We start from the raw sequence: 20035 nt of genomic DNA, 5'->3' as shown, positions 1-20035 counted from the left end.
TGGGCGCACTGCAAAGCATAGCCCTCATCACGCGAGGCAGCTCAAACGCTGATCATCGGTCGCCCAGTGTCTGAGTTACCCGCTCGGCCAGCGCCAGGCAACTGGTCAGCCCCGGTGATTCGATGCCGAACAGATTGACCAGTCCTGGCACGCCATGGGCGTCCGGGCCGCTGACAATGAAGTCGGCAGCGGGTTCTGTCGGGGCGTTGATTTTCGGGCGGATGCCGCTGTAGGCCGGTTGCAGGCTGGCATCGGGCAAGGCAGGCCAGTAACGCCGGATGGCCTCGTAGAAACCCTCGGCACGGCGCGGATCGACGCGGTAATCGATGTGATCGACCCACTCCACATCCGGTCCGAAACGCGCCTGACCGCCCAGATCGAGGGTCATGTGCACCCCCAGCCCGGCACTTTCCGGCGCCGGATAAACCAGATGCCGGAACGGCGCGCGGCCGCTGAAACTGAAATAGCTGCCCTTGCACAAACGAGGCGTTGGAACGTGCAGCGACGCCAAACCTTCAATACGGCTCGCCACCTGCGGTGCGGACAACCCGGCGCAATTGATCAACTCACGGCAGCTCAAGATCATAGGCTGGTCGCCGCCCATGTGCAATTGGAAACCCTGTTCGCCGCATCGGGCCGATATCAGTGGCGTGTGAAACACCATCGACGCTCCGGCGGCCTCGGCGTCCCCCTGAAGCGCCAGCATCAGGGCATGGGAATCGACAATTGCGGTGGAAGGCGACCAGAGCGCGGCGACGCAAGACAGCGCCGGTTCGAGCTCCCGGGCCTGATGGGCATCCAGCCATTGCAAGTCATCGACACCGTTGCGTGCGCCCTGCTCCAGCAACTTCTGCAACGCACCGCGCTGGTCATCATCAGTGGCGACGATGAGCTTGCCCAGTCGCTGATAACCGACGCCACGCTCATCACAAAAGGCATAAAGACGCTGTTTGCCCTCCACGCATAATTGCGCCTTGAGGCTGCCGCTCGGGTAATAGATGCCGGCGTGGATCACTTCCGAATTGCGCGAACTGATGCCCACGCCAATGCCCTCGCCGGCTTCGACCAGAATCACTTCGCGCCCGCTGCGGGCCAACGCTCTGGCCACCGCCAGCCCGATCACGCCGGCCCCGACCACTACGCATTCGATATCGACGCTCACCTGCCCTGCGCTCCTTTTAACGATCAAAACGTACCGGGATAACTGCCGCCGTCGAGCAACAGATTTTGCCCTGTCAGGAAACCCGCGTGGGCGCTGCAGATAAAGGCGCAATAGGCGCCGAACTCATCGGGCTGGCCAAAGCGTTGGGCCGGCACGTGTTTGCGCCGCTGCTCGCTGATTTGCTCGACGCTGGCGCCATTGGCCTCGGCGGCGGCACTCAAGGTTTTGTGTAAACGCTCGGTCTCGAACGGGCCGGGCAGCAGATTGTTGATCGTGACGTTGTTCCCCGCCAGCCTCGACTGACGCGCTAGCCCGGCAATGAAACCGGTCAAGCCGCTGCGGGCGCCGTTGGAAAGTCCGAGTACATCGATCGGCGCCTTCACCGCGCCGGAGGTGATGTTGACGACGCGTCCGAAACCGCGCTCGGCCATGCCATCGACGCAGGCCTTGATCAGCTCGATGGGCGTGAGTATGTTGGCATCCAGCGCCTTCAACCAGTCTTCGCGCTGCCAGTCGCGGAAATCACCCGGCGGCGGGCCACCGGCGTTATTGATCAGGATGTCCACTTGCGGGCAGGCCGCCAATACTTGTTCGCGCACCGCTGGCTCGCTGATGTCGCCGGCCACCGTGCGCACTTCGATGGTCGGCGCCAGGCCACGCAATTCTGTGGCGGCGGCTTGCAACGTTTCATCGCCACGGGCGTTGATCACCAGGTTCACGCCCTCCTTCGCCAAGGCTCGCGCACAGGCCAGCCCCAAACCCTTGCTGGCGGCGCAGACAATCGCCCAGCGCCCCGATATTCCCAATTCCATGACAATGCTCCCGACGGTTCGAATGCCTAACGTTACCACCGTGCGCCGGATGGATACCGAGGGGAAACAGCACTGTCCCGGCAATTCAATTGTTCCGGAATATCAAGAATGGGTACGAGGCACCCTGCAGGAGCACGGCTTGCCGGCGAAGGCAATTTCACCGACGCCATCGCGACCCTCGCCACTCGGTCGCCGAGCAGACCCGCGACGCGCTGGCGCGAGTGGATGCCTTGCTGGCCGAAGCCGGTTCTACCCGGGAACACCTGCTGCAAACCACCCTCTGGCTGGCCGACATGGCGGATTTCGAGGCGATGAACACAGTGTGGGATGCCTGGATTCCAGCCGGTCACGCACCAGCCCGCGCGTGTGGCGAGGCCCGACTGGCGGATCCGCGGCTGCTGGTTGAAGTGATAGTTTGTGCCGCAAGGAACTCCTGACGGTCGCAGAGAATCCTAGATTATGTGGTACTTCCTTTACGCTTCACGCTTTCAGAGGACACCGTCATGCGCCGTCTGATCATCATCTCTTCCCTTGTACTGTGCTTACCCTTCGGCTCGGCTTTCGCGAAAGTGGATGCGGGCGATGTGGCCACTTCGGCCGGGGTTTCGGCTTCGCTGTACTCGACCTTCAAGGACGACAAACTCATGATTCCCGCCCGGGATGATGCCTCCAGCTTCGTGGCCAGTGGCGGTGCGATTCGTGGTGTGTATCTGGAGTCGGTCATGAAGCAGATCCGCCAGGACAATCCCGGACTGAACGCCAGCGACGAAGACCTGGCCAGAGCCATTCTGATCCAGGACGGCGCCGCTGCCGGGCAATGAAGGCTTAAACAGTCGCGGTGGGGCTTGTGACACCTGACCAGGTGTCTGCAGCCCTGCTTCGCTTTGCGTCTACTTTGCGCTTGCAGCGGATGAACGCGCCCATCCGGCAACCAGTTGTGCGCTGATGCTGACGCCACCGCACACCACGATTACCACGTCATGGGCATCGGCAATTGCCGGGTGGTCCAGATAGCCGATGGCCAACGAAACACCGCATGCCGGTTCCACCAGCTGACGTAAATCGTTGGCGTAACGCACCACGCCCATGATCGCTTCGTCATCGCCGAGCACCACGCATTGGTGATCAAAATCGAGGATGTGCTGCACCGGCCAGGCGGCCACTTGAGCCGCGCCGAGCGAGGTCGCCACGGTGTCGATGCGCGAAAGCCTGACGGGATGCCCGGCCTTGATCGCCGCCGAAAAAGACGCCGCACCCGCGGTTTCGCACGCGACGATGCGGCAATCCATACGGCCATGCCGAATCAATCCCGTGAGAAGGCCCGCCAGCAAACCACCGCCCCCCACCGACGTCACCAGCGTATCGACCTGAGGACAGTCCTCGAGAATCTCATCGATCATCGTGCTATGCCCTTCCCACAACACCGGATGATCGAAGGCCGGCACGTATTCGGTGTCCGCCCCTTGTGAAAGCTCTTTCGCCCGCTGATTGGCGTCGTCCCAGACCTTGCCGTGAACGATCACTTCGGCACCGGTTTTGCGAATCCTCGCGCGCGTGCTTTCCGGGGTGGTGTGCGGCACCACGATGCAGGCTTGCAACCCCAGGCTGGCCGCCGCGACAGCGGTGGCGAAACCGGCGTTGCCGCCAGAAGGACAGACCACCTTGCGCTTGCCCTGGGCCTTTGCCTGGCTGCACAAGAGCCCCATGCCACGCAGTTTGAACGAACCGCTGGGTTGCAGGTTTTCCAGCTTGAGCCAGATTCGCCGAGTGGCGGTCGACAAGCCCGGGTGCAGGATCAAGGGTGTTCTGATGTGAAGCATGTCGGGGTCCTCGGGCGCGCACCGACTTGTCGAGTGGTTCAACGAGTCGGTGTCGAGCGGTCCTTATTCAAGCTTAGATCACCCTGGCCCGAGCTTTGCCGTTTCAGCGATAACGCGGTGCCGCCACGGAGTTGCCGAACAGGCCCGACAGGGTTTTGCGCTGGGCGTCGTAACGGTCCCATTGCGCGCCGTCGTGCAGGCCCGGAATAGTCACCACTTCTCCATTCGCCAGCCCTGCCAGCGCCGCATCGACCATGTCCTCGGCGGTCATGACGATTTCCTGCGGCAGGTTTTCCACCGGGTTGCCGGCCTCGCTCCAGAAATCGGTGGCGGTGGCGCCAGGCAGTACGGCCTGAATGCGAATGCCTTTGTCGGCCAGTTCATGGTGCATCGACTGGCTCAGGCCCAGAACGAATGCCTTGGTCCCGCCGTACACGCCATTAAGAATCTCCGGCGCAATCGCCACGATCGAGGAAATGTTGATCACGGTACCGTTGCCACGGGCGACGAACCCGGGCGTCACCGCGTAGGCCAAACGCGTGAGTGCGGTGACGTTGAGGGTGATCATGTCTTCCATGTCATCCACCGGGCTGCCCAGCAGCGGCATGACGGCGCCGACCCCGGCGTTGTTGACCAGCAAGGTGATGCTGGCGTCGGTGCGCAGAACCCCTTCGACCCGGCGCAGATCGGCCTTGTCTTTCAGATCGGCAGCGACGACTTCCACGGCGCGACCGGTTTCGTTGCTCAGGTGATTGGCCAAGGCGTTCAATTTGGCCTGGCTTCGAGCGACCAGAATCAGATCGTAACCCTGACGGGCGAGTCTATCGGCGTAGACCGCGCCGATGCCGGAAGAAGCGCCCGTGATCAGGGCGGTGCCTTTGGATGAGAGAGCCATGTTCAGTGTCCTTCACAGTGAGGCGAGGTGTTCGCCGGGTGTGACAGTTATAAATTGACTGACCCGCGTCTCAAATGACGTTTAAAGTACGCTTTTAGGACATGTCCTTTTGAGGGCCTATCGATGACTTCCGTGGCGTTTGTGGTGTTTGAGGGGTTTCAGTCCATGGCGCTGGCGGCCATGCCGGTATTCGAGTACGCCAACTTCAGCGCCGGCGAAGCGCTTTACGATGTCAGCGTACTGTCCGAGGACGGTCGCACCTTGCGTGCTTCCGGTGGTTTGAGTGTCGGCACCGAGGCGTTCGATGAGCGGGTGTTCGATACGGTGATCGTGGTCGGCGGCGATGCCATTCTCGAACAGGCGCCCGAGGGCGTGCTGGACTACCTGCGCACCAGCGTTAAAACCGCGCGGCGCACGGCGTCTATTTGCTCCGGGGCGTTCGTCCTGGCCCAGGCTGGTTTGCTCGACGGACGACGGGCGACGACGCATTGGGCGTACGCACGGGAACTGCAAGCGCGGTTTCCGTCGATCAAGGTCGAAGAGGACCGCATTTACGTGATTGACGGCTCGATCTGGACGTCCGCCGGAATGACCGCCGGCATCGACCTGGCCCTGGCCATGGTCGAAAAGGATCACGGCCCCGAACTCGCCCGTTCCGTGGCGCAGAAACTGGTGATGTACCACCGGCGTGCGGGCGGCCAGTCCCAGCATTCGGCGCTGCTGGAACTGGAGCCGAAATCCGACCGCATCCAGACCGTGCTCGGCTACGCCCGGGAACACCTCGCCGAGGCGTTATCCGTGGAGCAACTGGCGGACGTGGCGCGCCTCAGCCCGCGCCAGTTCAGCCGGGCATTCCGGGCAGAAACGGGACAATCGCCGGCCAAGGCCATCGAAAACCTGCGCCTGGAAGCGGCTCGACAGATGCTGGAGCGTGGGCGATTGAACCTCGATCAGATTGCCACCGAAGCCGGTTTCAGTGATCGCCGGCGTATGCGTGAAGCGTTTCTTCGGGCGTTCGGGCAGCCGCCACAGGTAATTCGACGCAACGCCCGAGCCGAACTCCTGTAGGAGCCGGCTTGCTGGCGATCGGGCCATGAAGCAGGTGGTGATTTGGAGAACGCCATCGCCGGCAAGCCAGCTCCTACAATGTAAGAAGTATTCGTTCGAAGTGCGGGGTGACCATGAAAATCTCGGCCAGACTGGCGTTTTTCGCCATCGCCAGCACCCTCGCCTACCTTGGCCTCGCTGTGTGGGGGTTGGGCGGGTTTGCGGCGTTTTTCTCCCACGGGGCGTTGGTGGTCGTTGCCTTGGCGACCCTGGCGATGGCGGTCGCGTCGCTGTTCACCGAGGTCAATCTCAGCTCCGGCGAACGGGAAGACCGGGCCAATCGCTGGGTGCTGCCAGTTTTCGGGGTGATCGGGATAGTGAGCGGTTTTTTACCGGCCTGCACCGACCGGATCGATTTCTGGACCTTCGGTGGCGAAGGCGTGCGCTGGCTCGGGGCGTTGCTGTTCATTGTTGGCGGTGCATTGCGCATGTGGCCGGTGTTTGTGCTGGGCAAGCGTTTCAGCGGGTTGGTGGCGATTCAACCGGGGCACCGACTGGTGACCGATGGGATTTATCGAACGTTGCGCAACCCCAGTTATCTGGGGATGTTGGTCATTGCGCTGGGTTGGGCGCTGGCGTTTCGTTCCGGCGTTGGCCTGTTGCTGGCGGCGCTGACAGTGATCCCGCTGATCGCCCGCATTCACTCGGAAGAAGCGCTGCTGCGGGCGCAGTTTGGCAGTGAATATGAGGCGTATTGCAGCCGTAGCTGGCGGTTGATACCCGGGGTTTATTAGTCACACACAAACAGTCGGATCAGGCCATCGTCATCTACTCGGCAGGCGGCCGATTCATAACTGACCATCGTCGCATGCGGTGTTTCCAGCGGATGTTCATGGGTCGAGGTGATGATCACAAGGTCAGCCCCCGCCGCTTCTGCTGCGAGAATACCCACCGTGGCGTCTTCGAAGATCAGGCAATCGGTTACGTCGACGCCCAATCGCTGAGCCGCCAATCGATAACCCGCAGGGTCGGGTTTGCCGGCGCTGACATCTTCCGCCGTCACCATCACCGCAGGTTCAGGAATCCCCGCCGCCGCCATCCTCCGCAGCGCCAGTGCCCTGGGTGCAGACGTGACGATAGCCCACTGATTGGCCGGCAGCGACATCAGGAAATCCGCCGCACTGGCCACCTCGACAATCCCTTCGACGTCATCGATTTCCGCTTGGGTAATCCATGCCGCTTCAGCCACGGCATCGACACCTGGCAAGGCCTGGCGGTTAACCGTGTCGATGGCCCGAGCGCCATGAATGGTCGGCAGGAAGGATTCGACATCCACCCCGTGACGCAAGGCCCAGGTGGTCCAGATGCGTTCGGCGGCGGCGATGGAATTGAGGACGGTGCCGTCCATATCGAACAGAAAAGCGCGATAAGGCTTGTTGAAAACCGATGGTTGAGCTGACAAGGATGAGCGTCCTTTTGCAAGAGCCGGGCGGGTGTGTCAGCAATGTACACGACCCTCGTCGGCGCTGCCGCAGGCTGCGTTCTTTGAACTTCGCTTTTTAATGCCAAAAGATCGCAGCCTGCGGCAGCGCCTACAGGGTGCGATGCGACTTCAATGCACCTGCCACGCAATCGAGCAATTGCCCCAGCGCCCAGGGTTTCTTGATGAAGGACACCTTGTGCTTCACCCCGGAACTCTGCGGCGTTTCGAAGCCGGACATGATCATGATCGGCTTGTCCGGCCAGCGGTCGCCGAACAGATTGGCCAGGTCCGCGCCATTGAGTTTGCCGGGCATGGTGATGTCCGTCAGCAGCATCATCACGTTGTCGGCGTGCTGCTCCAGGTAACTTGCAGCAGCATCCGCGCTGGTCTGCGGTTCAACGACAAAACCTTCCTCCTGAAGAATTTCGCAGAGAAACTCCAGAATCAGCGGGTCATCCTCCACCACAAGAATCAACCCGCAAGGAAGGTGCTCGTCCGCCATCGATACTGGACACATGACTTTACCGCTCCCTGATTGCCTAATGATTTTCGCGGGCTCAACTCCGCTGCCTACAGGTATGAGCAGCGGACTCGGCGGAAATTCATTTTTGATACAGGCAAGTGAAAAAACAGGCGTCCTGCAGAATCAGATCGGCGGCCTTTCCTCCACCATCAGCACCGCTGCATGCGTATTGCCGGATTTTTCATGGGTGCAAACGCTGCACACCCCTGCAGGAGCAGAGCTTGCTCCTGCAGGGGATCGCGTTGATTGGATTACTGCGACATGTTGTCCTTTTTCATGGCGTCTTTGGACATGGCGTCCTTCTTCATCGAATCCTTGGACATGGCATCTTTCTTCATTGTGTCCTTGCTCATGGCGTCCTTTTTCATCGTGTCTTTTTTCATGGCGTCCTTGGACATCGAATCCTTGCTCATGCTGTCATTGCTCATGCCATTGGTTGCTTCGGCGGCAAACACACTGGCAGCGCCCATGGCGAGGCACATGGACAGGACGACGGTGGTTAACTTTTTCATGATGAAACTCCTTGAAGCACAGTTTGCGGGTGAGTGAAATTGTCGGGCGCCGTCAGCTGCCACCGAACCAGTTGTAGCCCTGGTCTTCCCAGTAGCCGCCGCTGTAGGTGTTGCTGACGAAAATCGCCTGGATATGTTTGGGGTTCTTGTAGCCGAGCTTGGTGGGCATGCGCAGCTTCATCGGGAAGCCGTATTCACGCGGCAGCACCGCGCCGTCATAGGTCAGCGCCAGCAGGGTCTGCGAGTGCAGCGCGGTGGCCATGTTGATGCTGGTGTAGTAGTCGTCGGCGCATTTGAAACCGACATATTTGGCATCGGTGTCGGCCCCGATCCGTTTCAGGAAATCGCTGAACCGCACGCCGCCCCAACGCCCGATCGCGCTCCAGCCTTCGACGCAGATATGCCGGGTGATCTGCTCGTCCTGGGCCATGGCGCGCAGCTCTTCAAGACGCCAGCTGCGTTTGTCGGCGACCAGGCCAGTGACCTCCAGCCGATAGCTTTCTTCCTCTACGGTGGGTGCCTCGTCGATGCCGTAAAAGGCATTGAATGGAAACGGCCGGGTGATCATCGACGCCGGATAGGTCGGCGCCAGTGCATTGGGGTTGAACAGCCAGCCCTGCACCCTATCGTTGAACCGCGACATGGACGACAGCGCGGTCTCGACGCTTTCGTTGTCGGTGAGGTTGCAGCCCGACAACATGGCCACGCCGCCGAGGGTCAACCCACGCATCAGGAACGAGCGACGTGAGCGGTCCTCGATCTGCGGCGCAATGATTTTCCGGGCGTCTTTCAGGATGGACGACTCGTCCAGCCCCTCGATGCGCTTTTTCATACGGGCTCCTTGCGACCGACGATCATGGCCAACAGCGTTTTGGGAACGAGCGCGACCATCACCAGATGCACCGCCACAAAGGCCACCAACAACGCCATCGCGATGAAATGCACATGCCGCGCCGCTTCGTAGCCGCCGAGCAATTCACGCAACAGCGGAAACTGGACGGACTTCCACAACACCAGCCCGGAGATCACCAGCAGCGTGATGTCGACCATCACGAACAGGTACGCCACCCGTTGCACCTGGTTGTAGTGACTCAGGTCGGCATGTCCCAGCCGCCCGCGCAATGCGGCCCACAGGTCATGCAAGACACCTTTCGGCGACACCGGGAAAAAACGTCGTGACAGCCGGCCGCTGGCAAGGTTGATGATCAGGTAGACGAGGCCGTTGATGGCGAGGAGCCACATCGCCGCGAAATGCCATTGCAGCGCGCCGCCGAGCCAGCCGCCCAGCGTGATGCCTTTGGGAAAACTGAAGTCGTAAAGCGGGGACGCGTTGTAGATGCGCCAACCGCTGGTGACCATGACCAGCACCGCCAGTGCGTTCAGCCAATGGGTGAGCCGGAGCCAGCGAGGATGGGATGAAGCAGGTAACGGCGACATGATCGGCTCCCGGCGGTTGTTGTTATTCGTTGGAGCCGAGTATGGGAGCCGAAAGATCGCCAAATCCTCACGTAAAGTTAAATTAACCGTGATAACTGCCCCGCATACCTGTGGGAGCTTGCGGAGGGGGGAGGAATCCCCTCACCACAGGCTTGCCCCCACAGTGTTTGTGTAAATGTGGTTAAAATGCCGCCCCCTCAAATCGCCGACCCGACCCGATGAATTCAGAAGCGCTGACCACCCTCCACGACCATCTGCTGACCGCCCTGGCAACGGCCCCCGCAGAAACCCGCCGACTGTTCCACGGTCGCGGTCGTTGCTGGCCGGGTCTGGAGCAACTGACTGTCGACTGGCTGCAAGGCGTGGTGCTGGTGTCGCTGTTCAAGGAGCCGGAAGCGGCGCAGCTGGAGGCGTTGAAACAGCGGCTGATGGAAATCACCCGATCCCCCGAGTGGACGCAATCCGGGGCGCATACCCTGGCGCTGCAGCATCGTTATCTGCTGCAAAGCACCACCGAATGGCTGGTCGGGGAAGTGATCGAGGACATGACCATTACCGAGGGTGGCCTGCGCTATCGCGTGGACCTGGGCCGCAAGCAGAACACCGGGCTGTTTCTCGACATGCGCTACGGTCGCGATTGGGTGCGCGCCAATGCCCAGGGCAAGCGCGTGTTGAACCTGTTCGCCTACACCTGCGGTTTTTCGGTGGCGGCCATCGAGGGCGGCGCGGAGCACGTGGTCAATCTGGACATGTCCAGCCCGGCCCTGAGCCGTGGTCGCGACAATCACCGGCTCAACGGGCACGACTTGAGCAAGGTGAGTTTCCTCGGCCATGACCTCTTCAAGTCCTGGGGCAAAGTGATCGGCAAGGGCCCGTATGACCTGGTGATCATCGACCCGCCGTCGTTTCAGAAAGGCAGCTTTTTGCTGACCAAGGACTACCAGCGCGTGCTGCGTCGGTTGCCGGAGTTGCTCAGCCCGCAGGGCACAGTGCTGGCGTGCATGAACGACCCGGCGTTCGGTGCGGATTTCCTGATCGAGGGCGTCATGCGTGAAGCACCCAGCCTGCGGTTCGAGCAACGGCTGGAGAATCCGCCGGAGTTTCCGGATGCGGATGTTGAATGCGGGTTGAAGGCGTTGGTGTTCCGGCAGTCCCTGTAGGAACGAGCTTGCTCGCGATGGTCGACAACGATAACGCTGGGAGCCTGATACCCCGCGACCTCCTGAAGTCCATCGCGAGCAAGCTCGCTCCAGGGAATCGGCGGTGACTCAACGCGGCCGCAACACCAACGCAAACAACTCCCCATGCCCGTTCACATTGAGCTTGTGATAGACGTTGCGCCGATGTACCTTCACCGTTTCCGGCGAGATCCCCAATTGCTGGGCAATCGCCTTGCTGGAGAAGCCCTGAAGAATCAGCCGCGCCGTTTCGATTTCCCGCACCGTCAAACGCGCATCAAAGCGATCCAGCAGGGTCGCCAGATCCCCCGCCACGGCCTCGGTGGCCGGGCCTTCCGGTGGCATCAATTGCAGGTGACGGCGCATCGCGGCCAACACCCAGTCACGCATGCAGAGCAGACGGCCCTGCTCTTCCAGGGTAAAGCGCGTCGAGCGCCCAAGTGACAAACCGAGCACGGCACCGTCGGCGTTGATCATGAACTGCAACTCATCACCGCCCACCACCGAGCGGAAGTAGCTCAGGTAATACTCGCTTTGCTGAAACTGGTCGGGGGCCACCGAATCGAGGCTGTGCAAACCGTCGGCGATACCGGCGCAGGCCGCCTGATAAAACGGATCGAGCAGGTACATGCCGGCGCTGTAGTCGGCCAGTTCTTCTGCTTCGTCGCCGCTGCCCCCGGTGTCGAAATCAATCAGCAGGCGCGGCACTCGTCCAGGCGTCATCACCGCGACCAAGGCGTTGTCCAGCGGCACCAGCAGCCGCAGCGTATCGACCAGCGCACGCCAGAAACCGTCCTGCCCCAACGCGCCAAACACCCTCGCCAGGCCCTGGTGCACCGGCAATTCCTTCAACAACGCGTCCACGCTCTACCCCTTTCGAGTAACCCATGATGGGAATGGGTGTGTCCCCGGCCCGCCGATACGCTGCAAGCACCTGTTCATCACCGGCCTGCAGCAGGCCAGGAGTGCCGCATCATGAGTCGTCCCCGTCAACAGATCAATCTTGGACTGAGCGCCTGTTTGTGCGTTTCGCTGTCGGCGGTGGCTGCCGAGGGCCCGACGGTTCACGTCTACAACTGGTATGACTACATCGGCCCCAACACCCTGCACGACTTCAAGCGCGACACCGGAATCTCGCCGGTTTACGACACCTTCGACAGCGCCGAAGTGCTGGAAGGAAAACTGCTGACCAGCCGCAGCGGTTATGACGTGGTGGTGGCCAGTAACTTCAGCCTGCCGACCCTGATCAAGGCTGGCGCCCTCGCGCCCCTGCCCCATGCGCAGATGCCTGACTACAAAAACATGGACGCTGATCTGTTGGCGAAACTGGCCAACAACGATCCGGGCAATCAGTACGCCGTGCCGTACCTGTGGGGCACCAACGGCATCGGCTACAACATCGACAAGGTTCGCGCCGCGCTGGGCGACAAGGCGCCGGTGGATTCCTGGGAGCTGGTGTTCAACGAAGCCAACCTGGCCAAGCTCGGCCAGTGCGGCGTGGCCATGCTCGACTCGCCGTCCGAGATGCTGCCGGTCGCCCTGCACTACCTCGGTCTGCCGCCCAACAGCACCAACCCCGAGGACTACAAGAAGGCCGAAGCGCTGCTGCTGAAACTGCGTCCGCACATCGCCTACTTCAACTCGTCGAAATTCATCAGTGACCTGGCCAACGGCAACATTTGCGTGGCGGTGGGTTGGTCGGGCGCGATGCTTGAAGCCAAGACCAACGCCGAGCAGGCCAACAACGGCGTGAAGATCGCCTACAGCCTGCCGAAGGAAGGCGCGCCGGTGTGGTTCGACACCCTCGTGTTGCTCAAGGATGCACCGCACCCGGAGCAAGGGCTGGCGTTCATCGATTATTTGATGCGCCCGGAAGTGATTGCCCCGGTCAGTGATCACCTCAACTACCCCAACGGCAACCGCAGCGCCACGCCCTTGGTGGCCGAAGCGACCCGCAACAATCCGGCGGTGTACCCGTCCGCGCAGGCCCTGGCCACGTTGTTCACCCTTCAGCCGCTGCCGCCAGCCACCGAGCGGGTGCGGACGCGGATCTGGAGCAAGGTCAAAAACGGTCAGTAACCCCAAATGGTTCGGCTGAATACAAAACCAATGTGGGAGCGGGCTTGCTCGCGAAGAGGCCGTCATGTCCGGCATTGATGTCGCCTGAGACGCCGCCTTCGCGAGCAAGCCCGCTCCCACAAGGCTCCGTGTTCAACCCGGCCCTACTTTTCCTGCCACGAATCGAAGATGAGAGAACCCATGAAACCACGTGCCCGTGACCTGAACCTCCAGTTCGGCCAACTGCAACCTGGCCCGCTCAATGCCATCACCGATGTGCCCGGCGTCCGGGTCGGCCACAGCAATGTGCGGGGCCGCAGCGCGAATGGCCGCGACATCCTGACCGGCGTCACCGTGATCGAGCCGCGTGCCGGTTCCACCAGCCAGCATCCGTACTTCGCCGGCGTGCATGTGCTCAACGGCAACGGCGATGCGACCGGTCTTGAGTGGATTCGCGAAGCGGGTCTGTTGACCAGCCCGGTCGCCTTCACCAACACCCACAGCCTGGGCGTGGTTCGTGATGCGCTGATCGTCCTGGACCGTGAACAGCAACCCGACGACGGCCGACTTTACTGGAACATGCCGGTGGTGCTGGAAACCTTCGACGGCTTGCTCAACGACATCAATGGCTTTCACGTGAAGCCCGAGCATGTGGCCCAAGCCCTGCGCACGGCAACCGGCGGGCCAGTGACCGAAGGCGCAGTCGGTGGTGGCAGCGGCATGATCTGTCACGAATTCAAGGGCGGCATCGGCACGGCTTCGCGACGCCTGAGCAGCGCCCAGGGCGGTTGGACCGTCGGCGCCATCGTCCAGGCCAACCACGGCATCCGCAATGAATTGCGCGTCGACGGTTACCCGGTCGGGCGCTACATGGAAAAGGCTGACTCGCCATTTCTCAAGGCCTCGTTGCCCCATCCGGGCATGGGTTCGATCGTCGTTTGCCTGGCCACCGATGCGCCGCTGTTGCCGCATCAATGCACCCGCCTCGCCCAACGCGCCAGCCTTGGCCTCGCGCGCACCGGCGGCGGTAACGAAGACCATAGCGGCGACATCTTCATCGCGTTCGCCACCGGCAACGATGTCCCGCCCGCGGCTTATGAAAGCAAGAAGGCGCCGACAACAGACCACCTGAGCATGGTCAACAACGACCACATCAGCGAGTTATTCCTGGCCGCCACCGAGGCCGTGGAGGAAGCGATCATCAACGCCCTGCTGGCCTGCGACACCGCCGAAGGCAATGGCCATGCGGTGCCGGGACTGGACGCCGAAACGCTGCTCAAAGCCTTGCGTCGAGCCGGCTGGCCGGGCGAACAGGCGTAACGGATTCGGGATGTCCGGACGCCGCCACGAGCTTGAGACCCAAGGCTCGTGCGGCGTCCAGATGCACCGCCGGATCCTGGATTTCCGACTCCAGCAACAGTTCGGACGTCAGCACCTGCGCACCGCAGTAATCAAAAATCCCGTGGTCGATCTGCGTTTTCATCGCCTCGGCATAGCCGTGCCGGGCGTAAGTGCCCGCATCGGCACCGCCGATCCCGACCAGGTGAACACGCAGATGGCCCAACTTCTTCTCCAGCTTCGCATCCGCCGTGAAATCGAAGGCCCAGCCGTTGGCGAACACCCGATCAATCCAGCCTTTGAGCAGTGCCGGCATCGACCACCAGTAGACCGGATAGACCAGCACCAGATGATCGGCGCGGTCGATTCGCGCCTGCTCGGCGACCACATCGGCAGGCGGCGGTGCTTCGCGGTGATGCACTGCCAGGTCCGCGGCGCTGAACCTCGGCTCGAATCCTTGCGCCGAAAGATCGACCAACTCCACGGTGTTATCGGGATCGCGTGCAATCACACCTTCAGCGATCCGCGCCGCCAGGCTGTGGGTGAGCGAACGGGGATTGTGGTGAGCGACAACAATGAGCGAATGCATGGTGCAAACTCCTGATTGAGAGCACAAGGCGGACCTTATATACTCTTGGTAAGTTACGATCAGTAAGTTACTTTTGGTACATAGCCATGTCAACCCGCAAAACAATCGCGCAAGATTCCACCCCGCAACCACGACGACGCCTGTCCCGGGAGGACCGCCTGCGCCAGTTGCTGGATGTCGCCTGGCAGCTCGTTCGGGAAGAAGGCACCGACGCGCTGACGCTGGGGCGGCTCGCCGAACAGGCCGGGATCACCAAACCGGTGGTGTACGACCACTTCACGACGCGCCCCGGATTGTTGGCGGCGCTCTACCAGGACTTTGATGCGCGGCAGACAGCGGTCATGGACACGGCACTGCAGAACAGCGAACCGACGCTGGTCGGTACCGCCAGGGTGATTGCCTCGTCGTACGTGGACTGTGTGCTGCTGCAGGGCAATGAAATTCCCGGGGTGATCGCTGCGTTGGCCAGCTCGCCGGAACTGGAGAAGATCAAGCGCGAGTACGAAGCGATCTTCCTGAACAAATGCCGATCCGCCCTCGCCCCCTTCGCTGGCGCAGGTGAGATCACGGCAGCGGGTTTGCGGGCCATGCTCGGTGCGGCGGAAGCTTTGTCCCAGGCTGCCGCGACGGGTGAAATCAGCGCCGTACAGGCGCAGGACGAGCTGTTCGAAACCATCGTCGCCATGGTTGAAAGAAGCGCGCATGGCAAGGCTCGCACGGAGGCGACTAGCGGTACTTGAGTGCCAAACCCCATCTTCCTACGATGATTCTACGCAGCCGTTTGTTTGCTCAACTCAGCGGTTGCGTAGGTGGTGAGTGATCTGAACCCCAACCAAGCTCACCGCCTGTTTCACGTGCATCTTGAGCCTCGAGGGCTCTACTTCCTCCCCATCAAAGAGCCTTGAGGCTCTTTTTTCAGTGCACGAATTCCAGCCAGGAAAAAGCCCCGGCATGTGACGGTAATGCTCATCAGACGGGCAAGAAATCCCCTCGCCACAAATATGGGCACCCGCTCTTAAGTGAACAGCATCAGTCAGTCGGCGCAAATCGATCGCCACGCCGCGTGTGCAAGCCTGTCCCTGTACACCTTCGGACTGCCCTTCACCCGGCCCGATAACCATGCCCTGCAATAGTTGTCTGCCTGGCCAATGATCAGCGACAGCAGCAATTCGGTCGGAGCACCGTTCAACTCATCGCCCCTGGCAGTAGCCGACAGCCATTCCAGCAGTTGCTTGTTGCGCGCCTTGTTGCGGGTCGCCAGTTCGTCCTTGAAAGGCCCTTTGGTGACGGCAAATCGCGCGTGGTACTGGAAGCGCGCCCATTCGGGTTGGCTGTCGACCCAATCCACATAACTGTGCACCAGCGCATACACGCCTTCTTGCGTCGTTTTCGCCTCGCTCAAATAGCTGTCGCGCAACCGGGCCTGATCGTCCAGGGCGGTGAAAAACAGCGCGGCCACCAAACCTTCCTTGTTCCCGAAGTGGTGATAAATCGCGCCCACGCTGGTGTCGCATTCGGCGCGGATCATTTCGATGGTTGTGGCCTCGATCCCCTGCTCGTTGAACAGTGTGAGGGCCTTTCGAAAAATTTCGCGCTTGAGTTCAGCGCGCCTTCCGGGGTAGCAGCGCTCGAGTAAATCTGACGTTTCCATGCTCAAAACAGTCCCAAAAAATCAAGGGTGAAGGCAGATGACTGCCATCGGACACACGACGATAGGTTGACAGATTTCCCGCCGACAGAATACTGTTCCGTCACAGAACATTATTCTGTAACGGAACAATATTCTGCCAACCCAATCATCAGTGAGGCTTCAAAATGAGTCAGTTCCTCAGCATGTTTAACAGCGTGGGCCCGCAAGCCTTCAGCAAAATGGCCTGCCAGGTGGCGCCCTACTTCAGCACCATCAACCCGCTGGTCACGGAGTTGCGAAAAGGCCTCGCGACCGTGCAGGTGCCGTTCGCCAAGGAAATCACCAACCACCTGGGCACCGTCCACGCCATCGCGATGTGCAATGCGGCTGAACTGGCAGCGGGAATGATGACCGACGTGTCGATTCCCGAAGGGGCTCGCTGGATTCCAAAAGGCATGACGGTCGAGTACCTGGCGAAGGCAAAGACCGACGTCACGGCAGTGGCCGATGGGGGCGGCGTCGACTGGACCACGCAAGGCGACAAGATCGTGCCGGTGGACATTCTCGACGTTGAAGGCAAGAAGGTGTTCACGGCGCTGATCACCATGAACGTGAAGCTTTCTTAAAAAGCTGACCGAACTGCCTGAGTGAATGCAGAACAACTGTGGGAGCGGGCTTGCTCGCGATGGCGGTGATTCAGTCAACATAAATGCTGAATGTAATGCCGCCATCGCGAGCAAGCCCGCTCCCACAGTTGATCGAGTTGTCTGGAAAGGTGCGGTCAGCGTGGCAACGCGCCCAACCGTTCGCGGACAAACTCATTGGCCTTGTACGTCAATTGATCCAGATGCCGGTCACGCTGTTTCTCGGCATCGAGCATCGCGCGCTTGCCGTGCTTTTGCAGCAGATAGGTATGAATCTGCCGCACCTCCAGCGAGCTGTAGATCGACGCCACATCCAACAGCCCCATCAAACCGCCGGAGCGATGATCGCGGGTGTTCATCAGCACTTGAGTACCGCGCACGCCCACCACCTGGAACCCCATCGACTCGAACCACGGCACCTTGGCAACCGCGCAGGTCAGTTCGGCATGCGGGTAGCGACCGACCATTTCCCGCAGCATCTTGCGCGCCACGCCCTGACGCCGATGACCAGCCTGCACCGCCATGTACGCCACGCCGCACGCCTCGGGATCATCCTTGACCGGCAGGTACAGCAAGAAACCGATAACCGTTTCCGGATCGTCCACATCCGTGGCGACGATCAACTCCACCGCAATCCCTTTCGCCCCGCTCAGCGCCTCCAGATAGAGGTGAACCTCATAGCCGATCGCGTACTGGTACACGTTGTACAACAGGTTGCTCGGCGGGATCGCGACCATGCTGATGTCGGTCAGGTTGTCGACCACCATCTGCAGGATCTGACTGGAGAGGTGCTCCGGGCACGGGGTTTTGAAGTGGGTGATCTGGGGCATTGAGGCTCTGGACTCTGGGGCGGGCGGGGGTGCGTATCATAACGTGCTGGCGGGACCGCAGGGGGGTGTCAGTTGGCAGCGGTGTTGAATGTTCCGGCCTCTTCGCGAGCAAGCCCGCTCCCACACTGGATCGCTGGCGGACACAAAAAATGTGTTCACAGAAAATCCAGTGTGGGAGCGGGCTTGCTCGCGAAGAGGCCATAAGCCACAACACTCAAACCATGCCAGGGCACGCGACAAAAAGCCCCGACGTGAACCCTATTGCTGCGGCGCAACCATACGAAAACGGATGTTGATATCGTCGGAAACCACCTCGCCCGCCCACTCGCCCTCGCCTATTTTGAAATCGCTGCGCTTGAGCGTCAGCTGGCCATCGAAGATGCCGATGGCGTTCTCGGCCTTCAACTGCACGGGCACTTCCACCACGCGGGTAATGCCCCTGAGCGTGAGTTTGCCGGTGATCGAATAGCGGTTGTTACCCAATGATTTCACACCGGTCGACTCAAACGTCGCCACGGGCGAGTTCGCGATGTCGAACCAGGCTGGTTTTTTCAGTTCTTCGTTAGCTTCACTGCTCCCAGCATCGATACTGTCGAGCTGGATCGTGAGCGCGGCGTGGGCCGCTGAAGGGTTTGCGGTGTCGAAATCCAGCGTGCCTTCGAATTGGCTGAACGTGCCGTAGGCCCGCGAACTGAACTGTTTATAAGTGAACGAAATTTTACTGGCGGTCGTATTGACCTGTGTGTACCGGGCGGCATCGGCGCAAGACAAAACGCCGAAGGTGAGCGCAACAACCCAAGCGGCGAAAGGCGAAACTCGAGGATTCATGGAACTCTCCGGGCGGGGCTCCCGTTTGCATTGAGGGCTGCACGCGCAAGCGCGCCACAGGTGGACTAAAGCAAAGATCCACCGTTTATGCCACCGACCACAATGTCCGTCTGATTCCACCGATCTGATCAGGTCGTTGCACAGTTTGACCACCGTTTTCTGCAATGGCGTGAACTCGCCCGGCGCCAACCCCGTGGCGCCGGCGAGTCCTGTTGCATCACTCGGTGATGACGTTCAGTGCCACGTCGATGTTGCCGCGGGTGGCTTTCGAGTAAGGGCAGATCTGGTCGGCCGTGTGCGCCAGCTTCGTTGCAATTTCGTTCGACAGGCCTGGCACACGCAGGGTCAGTCGAGCTTGCAGGAAGTACGCCTGACCAGTCTGGCCCAGGTCGACTTCGATCTCCACGGCCGTATCCGCCGGAAGTGTCACGTTCAGGTCCTTGGCCACCAGTCCGACAGCGGCGGTGTAGCAGGCAGACCAGGCGCCGGCGAACAATTGCTCGGCGGTCGGGTGCGGCTGGGTGTTGGAGAACACGTGCGCCGGTGTGGCGTTGCCGGGCGAAGACAGCACGATGTCGAGGCTCCCGCTATGACCGCGCGAGGTCTTGCCGGCGGCGCTGACGGTGGTGTGGGTTTTGCCGGTGGCCAGTACTTTTTCGATCTTGCTCATGATGGATTACCTTAGATTGTTTGCGCATGCGCTTTTATCGCACGCGACATTTATGGAACTAAAAAAAGACTTAAGCAGTGATGACGTTCAGGGCTACATCGATGTTGCCGCGGGTCGCTTTCGAGTACGGGCAGATCTGGTCGGCAGTGTGCGCCAGCGTCGTCGCGATCTCCTGCGACAGGCCCGGTACACGCAGCGTCAGTCGAGCTTGCAGGAAGTACTCTGCACCGCCCTGCCCCAGGTCGACTTCGATGTCGACCGACAGATCCGCCGGCAGCACCACGTTCAAGTCATTGGCCACCAGACCGACCGCTGCGGTGTAGCAAGCCGACCATGCACCGGCGAACAGTTGCTCGGCGGTCGGGTGTGGCTGAGTCGCTTCAAACACATGAGCGGGTTTGGCGTTGCCCGGCGTCGACAGGGTGATGTCGAGGGTGCCGTTATGGCCGCGGGACGTGTTGCCGGCAGCGCTGGCGGTGGTGTGGGTTTTGCCGGTGGCCAGGACTTTTTCGATCTTGCTCATGGGTAAATCCTCTACGGTGCAATGGGTTTGATTTATTGACGCTTTCGATTTAGTCG

Annotated in this window: 24 protein-coding genes and 1 pseudogene; 9 read left to right on the top strand and 16 right to left on the bottom strand. The window is 60.9% G+C overall.

Features of this window, described 5'->3' with window-relative positions:
- Positions 1–52: 52 nt before the first annotated feature.
- Both FBY04_RS22645 and FBY04_RS22640 read right to left on the bottom strand, forming a co-directional pair.
- Positions 53–1162, bottom strand: coding sequence for an NAD(P)/FAD-dependent oxidoreductase (locus tag FBY04_RS22645; protein ID WP_145317024.1), 1110 nt, complete (start codon positions 1160–1162; stop codon positions 53–55).
- 23 nt (positions 1163–1185) lie between these two features.
- Positions 1186–1974, bottom strand: coding sequence for an SDR family oxidoreductase (locus FBY04_RS22640; protein ID WP_145317022.1), 789 nt, complete (start codon positions 1972–1974; stop codon positions 1186–1188).
- Between the two features lie 188 nt (positions 1975–2162).
- On the opposite strand from FBY04_RS22640, the pseudogene FBY04_RS22635 reads away from it, so the two are divergent.
- Positions 2163–2411: pseudogene (locus tag FBY04_RS22635) on the top strand (RidA family protein); the annotation flags it as partial.
- Positions 2412–2477: 66 nt separating this feature from the next.
- Positions 2478–2795, top strand: coding sequence for a DUF2388 domain-containing protein (locus tag FBY04_RS22630; RefSeq protein WP_084323186.1), 318 nt, complete (start codon positions 2478–2480; stop codon positions 2793–2795).
- Between the two features lie 69 nt (positions 2796–2864).
- On the opposite strand, the gene FBY04_RS22625 is transcribed toward FBY04_RS22630, so the two are convergent.
- Together FBY04_RS22625 and FBY04_RS22620 are read right to left on the bottom strand one after the other, a co-directional pair.
- A complete protein-coding gene (locus FBY04_RS22625) occupies positions 2865–3794 on the bottom strand; it encodes a pyridoxal-phosphate dependent enzyme (RefSeq protein WP_145317018.1) in 930 nt (309 codons plus the stop codon).
- A 103-nt stretch (positions 3795–3897) separates the two neighbouring features.
- Positions 3898–4689: an SDR family oxidoreductase gene (locus FBY04_RS22620; protein ID WP_145317015.1), complete on the bottom strand. Its 792-nt coding sequence runs from the start codon at positions 4687–4689 to the stop codon at positions 3898–3900.
- Between the two features lie 123 nt (positions 4690–4812).
- On the opposite strand from FBY04_RS22620, the gene FBY04_RS22615 reads away from it, so the two are divergent.
- Both FBY04_RS22615 and FBY04_RS22610 read left to right on the top strand, forming a co-directional pair.
- Positions 4813–5757, top strand: coding sequence for a GlxA family transcriptional regulator (locus FBY04_RS22615; protein ID WP_084323189.1), 945 nt, complete (start codon positions 4813–4815; stop codon positions 5755–5757).
- Positions 5758–5870: 113 nt separating this feature from the next.
- Positions 5871–6530 carry an isoprenylcysteine carboxylmethyltransferase family protein gene (locus FBY04_RS22610; protein WP_145317013.1) on the top strand — a complete coding sequence of 220 codons (660 nt, stop codon included), beginning with the start codon at positions 5871–5873 and terminating at the stop codon, positions 6528–6530.
- Here FBY04_RS22610 and FBY04_RS22605 read toward each other — a convergent pair.
- From FBY04_RS22605 to FBY04_RS22585, 5 genes are all read right to left on the bottom strand, one after another.
- Entirely contained in the window at positions 6527–7198 is a 672-nt protein-coding gene (locus FBY04_RS22605) for an HAD-IA family hydrolase (RefSeq protein ID WP_145317011.1), read from the bottom strand. The two genes, FBY04_RS22610 and FBY04_RS22605, sit on opposite strands and share 4 nt — an antisense overlap.
- A 130-nt stretch (positions 7199–7328) precedes the next feature.
- Positions 7329–7736, bottom strand: a complete 408-nt coding sequence (locus FBY04_RS22600; RefSeq protein WP_145317009.1) for a response regulator — start codon at positions 7734–7736, stop codon at positions 7329–7331.
- Between the two features lie 257 nt (positions 7737–7993).
- Entirely contained in the window at positions 7994–8254 is a 261-nt protein-coding gene (locus FBY04_RS22595; RefSeq protein ID WP_084323193.1) for a pentapeptide MXKDX repeat protein, read from the bottom strand.
- A gap of 52 nt (positions 8255–8306) precedes the next feature.
- Positions 8307–9086: a molybdopterin-dependent oxidoreductase gene (locus tag FBY04_RS22590; protein WP_145317007.1), complete on the bottom strand. Its 780-nt coding sequence runs from the start codon at positions 9084–9086 to the stop codon at positions 8307–8309.
- Positions 9083–9691 (bottom strand): cytochrome b/b6 domain-containing protein, encoded by a 609-nt coding sequence (locus FBY04_RS22585; RefSeq protein ID WP_145317004.1) that lies wholly within the window; start codon positions 9689–9691, stop codon positions 9083–9085. Before FBY04_RS22585 ends, FBY04_RS22590 begins: the two co-directional genes overlap by 4 nt.
- Before the next feature lie 218 nt (positions 9692–9909).
- Here FBY04_RS22585 and FBY04_RS22580 point away from each other — a divergent pair, with 218 nt between their 5' ends.
- A complete protein-coding gene (locus FBY04_RS22580; protein WP_145317002.1) occupies positions 9910–10851 on the top strand; it encodes a class I SAM-dependent methyltransferase in 942 nt (313 codons plus the stop codon).
- 108 nt (positions 10852–10959) lie between these two features.
- On the opposite strand, the gene FBY04_RS22575 is transcribed toward FBY04_RS22580, so the two are convergent.
- Positions 10960–11733 carry a helix-turn-helix transcriptional regulator gene (locus tag FBY04_RS22575; protein WP_145317000.1) on the bottom strand — a complete coding sequence of 258 codons (774 nt, stop codon included), beginning with the start codon at positions 11731–11733 and terminating at the stop codon, positions 10960–10962.
- Between the two features lie 111 nt (positions 11734–11844).
- Between FBY04_RS22575 and FBY04_RS22570 the strand changes: the two genes are divergently transcribed.
- Positions 11845–12948 (top strand): polyamine ABC transporter substrate-binding protein, encoded by a 1104-nt coding sequence (locus FBY04_RS22570; RefSeq protein ID WP_145316998.1) that lies wholly within the window; start codon positions 11845–11847, stop codon positions 12946–12948.
- 180 nt (positions 12949–13128) lie between these two features.
- Positions 13129–14247, top strand: a complete 1119-nt coding sequence (locus FBY04_RS22565; RefSeq protein WP_145316996.1) for a P1 family peptidase — start codon at positions 13129–13131, stop codon at positions 14245–14247.
- On the opposite strand, the gene FBY04_RS22560 is transcribed toward FBY04_RS22565, so the two are convergent.
- Positions 14204–14854, bottom strand: coding sequence for an NAD(P)H-dependent oxidoreductase (locus FBY04_RS22560; RefSeq protein ID WP_145316994.1), 651 nt, complete (start codon positions 14852–14854; stop codon positions 14204–14206). The two genes, FBY04_RS22565 and FBY04_RS22560, sit on opposite strands and share 44 nt — an antisense overlap.
- 86 nt (positions 14855–14940) lie before the next feature.
- Between FBY04_RS22560 and FBY04_RS22555 the strand changes: the two genes are divergently transcribed.
- Positions 14941–15594 carry a TetR/AcrR family transcriptional regulator gene (locus tag FBY04_RS22555; protein WP_084323201.1) on the top strand — a complete coding sequence of 218 codons (654 nt, stop codon included), beginning with the start codon at positions 14941–14943 and terminating at the stop codon, positions 15592–15594.
- Positions 15595–15887: 293 nt separating this feature from the next.
- Here FBY04_RS22555 and FBY04_RS22550 read toward each other — a convergent pair whose 3' ends face one another.
- Positions 15888–16505: a TetR/AcrR family transcriptional regulator gene (locus FBY04_RS22550; protein ID WP_084323202.1), complete on the bottom strand. Its 618-nt coding sequence runs from the start codon at positions 16503–16505 to the stop codon at positions 15888–15890.
- A 164-nt stretch (positions 16506–16669) separates the two neighbouring features.
- Here FBY04_RS22550 and FBY04_RS22545 point away from each other — a divergent pair, with 164 nt between their 5' ends.
- Positions 16670–17110: a hotdog fold domain-containing protein gene (locus FBY04_RS22545; RefSeq protein ID WP_145316992.1), complete on the top strand. Its 441-nt coding sequence runs from the start codon at positions 16670–16672 to the stop codon at positions 17108–17110.
- Positions 17111–17265: 155 nt separating this feature from the next.
- Here FBY04_RS22545 and FBY04_RS22540 read toward each other — a convergent pair whose 3' ends face one another.
- The 4 genes from FBY04_RS22540 to FBY04_RS22525 all read right to left on the bottom strand — a co-directional run bounded on the left by FBY04_RS22540 (position 17266) and on the right by FBY04_RS22525 (position 19979).
- A complete protein-coding gene (locus FBY04_RS22540) occupies positions 17266–17958 on the bottom strand; it encodes a GNAT family N-acetyltransferase (RefSeq protein ID WP_084323204.1) in 693 nt (230 codons plus the stop codon).
- Positions 17959–18216: 258 nt separating this feature from the next.
- A complete protein-coding gene (locus tag FBY04_RS22535) occupies positions 18217–18786 on the bottom strand; it encodes a YceI family protein (protein ID WP_084323205.1) in 570 nt (189 codons plus the stop codon).
- A gap of 217 nt (positions 18787–19003) precedes the next feature.
- Positions 19004–19456, bottom strand: a complete 453-nt coding sequence (locus FBY04_RS22530; RefSeq protein WP_084323206.1) for an Ohr family peroxiredoxin — start codon at positions 19454–19456, stop codon at positions 19004–19006.
- A gap of 70 nt (positions 19457–19526) precedes the next feature.
- The gene (locus FBY04_RS22525) at positions 19527–19979 is read right to left on the bottom strand and encodes an Ohr family peroxiredoxin (RefSeq protein WP_145316989.1); all 453 of its coding nucleotides are present in this window, start codon (positions 19977–19979) and stop codon (positions 19527–19529) included.
- Between the last annotated feature and the right edge of the window lie 56 nt (positions 19980–20035).

The sequence above is a fragment of the Pseudomonas sp. SJZ080 genome, assembly GCF_007828295.1.
Classification (GTDB): Bacteria; Pseudomonadota; Gammaproteobacteria; order Pseudomonadales; family Pseudomonadaceae; genus Aquipseudomonas; species Aquipseudomonas migulae_A.
Note: the sequence above shows the minus strand (reverse complement) of the source record. Positions and strands in the feature narration are given on the sequence as shown.

Bases quoted from the DNA above. Each gene is read 5' to 3' on its own strand.
- FBY04_RS22640 (WP_145317022.1), bottom strand. From the start codon at position 1,974: ATGGAATTGGGAATATCGGGGCGCTGGGCGATTGTCTGCGCCGCCAGC.
- FBY04_RS22630 (WP_084323186.1), top strand. From the start codon at position 2,478: ATGCGCCGTCTGATCATCATCTCTTCCCTTGTACTGTGCTTACCCTTC.
- FBY04_RS22625 (WP_145317018.1), bottom strand. From the start codon at position 3,794: ATGCTTCACATCAGAACACCCTTGATCCTGCACCCGGGCTTGTCGACC.
- FBY04_RS22620 (WP_145317015.1), bottom strand. From the start codon at position 4,689: ATGGCTCTCTCATCCAAAGGCACCGCCCTGATCACGGGCGCTTCTTCC.
- FBY04_RS22615 (WP_084323189.1), top strand. From the start codon at position 4,813: ATGACTTCCGTGGCGTTTGTGGTGTTTGAGGGGTTTCAGTCCATGGCG.
- FBY04_RS22610 (WP_145317013.1), top strand. From the start codon at position 5,871: ATGAAAATCTCGGCCAGACTGGCGTTTTTCGCCATCGCCAGCACCCTC.
- FBY04_RS22600 (WP_145317009.1), bottom strand. From the start codon at position 7,736: ATGTGTCCAGTATCGATGGCGGACGAGCACCTTCCTTGCGGGTTGATT.
- FBY04_RS22595 (WP_084323193.1), bottom strand. From the start codon at position 8,254: ATGAAAAAGTTAACCACCGTCGTCCTGTCCATGTGCCTCGCCATGGGC.
- FBY04_RS22590 (WP_145317007.1), bottom strand. From the start codon at position 9,086: ATGAAAAAGCGCATCGAGGGGCTGGACGAGTCGTCCATCCTGAAAGAC.
- FBY04_RS22585 (WP_145317004.1), bottom strand. From the start codon at position 9,691: ATGTCGCCGTTACCTGCTTCATCCCATCCTCGCTGGCTCCGGCTCACC.
- FBY04_RS22580 (WP_145317002.1), top strand. From the start codon at position 9,910: ATGAATTCAGAAGCGCTGACCACCCTCCACGACCATCTGCTGACCGCC.
- FBY04_RS22570 (WP_145316998.1), top strand. From the start codon at position 11,845: ATGAGTCGTCCCCGTCAACAGATCAATCTTGGACTGAGCGCCTGTTTG.
- FBY04_RS22565 (WP_145316996.1), top strand. From the start codon at position 13,129: ATGAAACCACGTGCCCGTGACCTGAACCTCCAGTTCGGCCAACTGCAA.
- FBY04_RS22560 (WP_145316994.1), bottom strand. From the start codon at position 14,854: ATGCATTCGCTCATTGTTGTCGCTCACCACAATCCCCGTTCGCTCACC.
- FBY04_RS22555 (WP_084323201.1), top strand. From the start codon at position 14,941: ATGTCAACCCGCAAAACAATCGCGCAAGATTCCACCCCGCAACCACGA.
- FBY04_RS22550 (WP_084323202.1), bottom strand. From the start codon at position 16,505: ATGGAAACGTCAGATTTACTCGAGCGCTGCTACCCCGGAAGGCGCGCT.
- FBY04_RS22545 (WP_145316992.1), top strand. From the start codon at position 16,670: ATGAGTCAGTTCCTCAGCATGTTTAACAGCGTGGGCCCGCAAGCCTTC.
- FBY04_RS22540 (WP_084323204.1), bottom strand. From the start codon at position 17,958: ATGCCCCAGATCACCCACTTCAAAACCCCGTGCCCGGAGCACCTCTCC.
- FBY04_RS22535 (WP_084323205.1), bottom strand. From the start codon at position 18,786: ATGAATCCTCGAGTTTCGCCTTTCGCCGCTTGGGTTGTTGCGCTCACC.
- FBY04_RS22530 (WP_084323206.1), bottom strand. From the start codon at position 19,456: ATGAGCAAGATCGAAAAAGTACTGGCCACCGGCAAAACCCACACCACC.
- FBY04_RS22525 (WP_145316989.1), bottom strand. From the start codon at position 19,979: ATGAGCAAGATCGAAAAAGTCCTGGCCACCGGCAAAACCCACACCACC.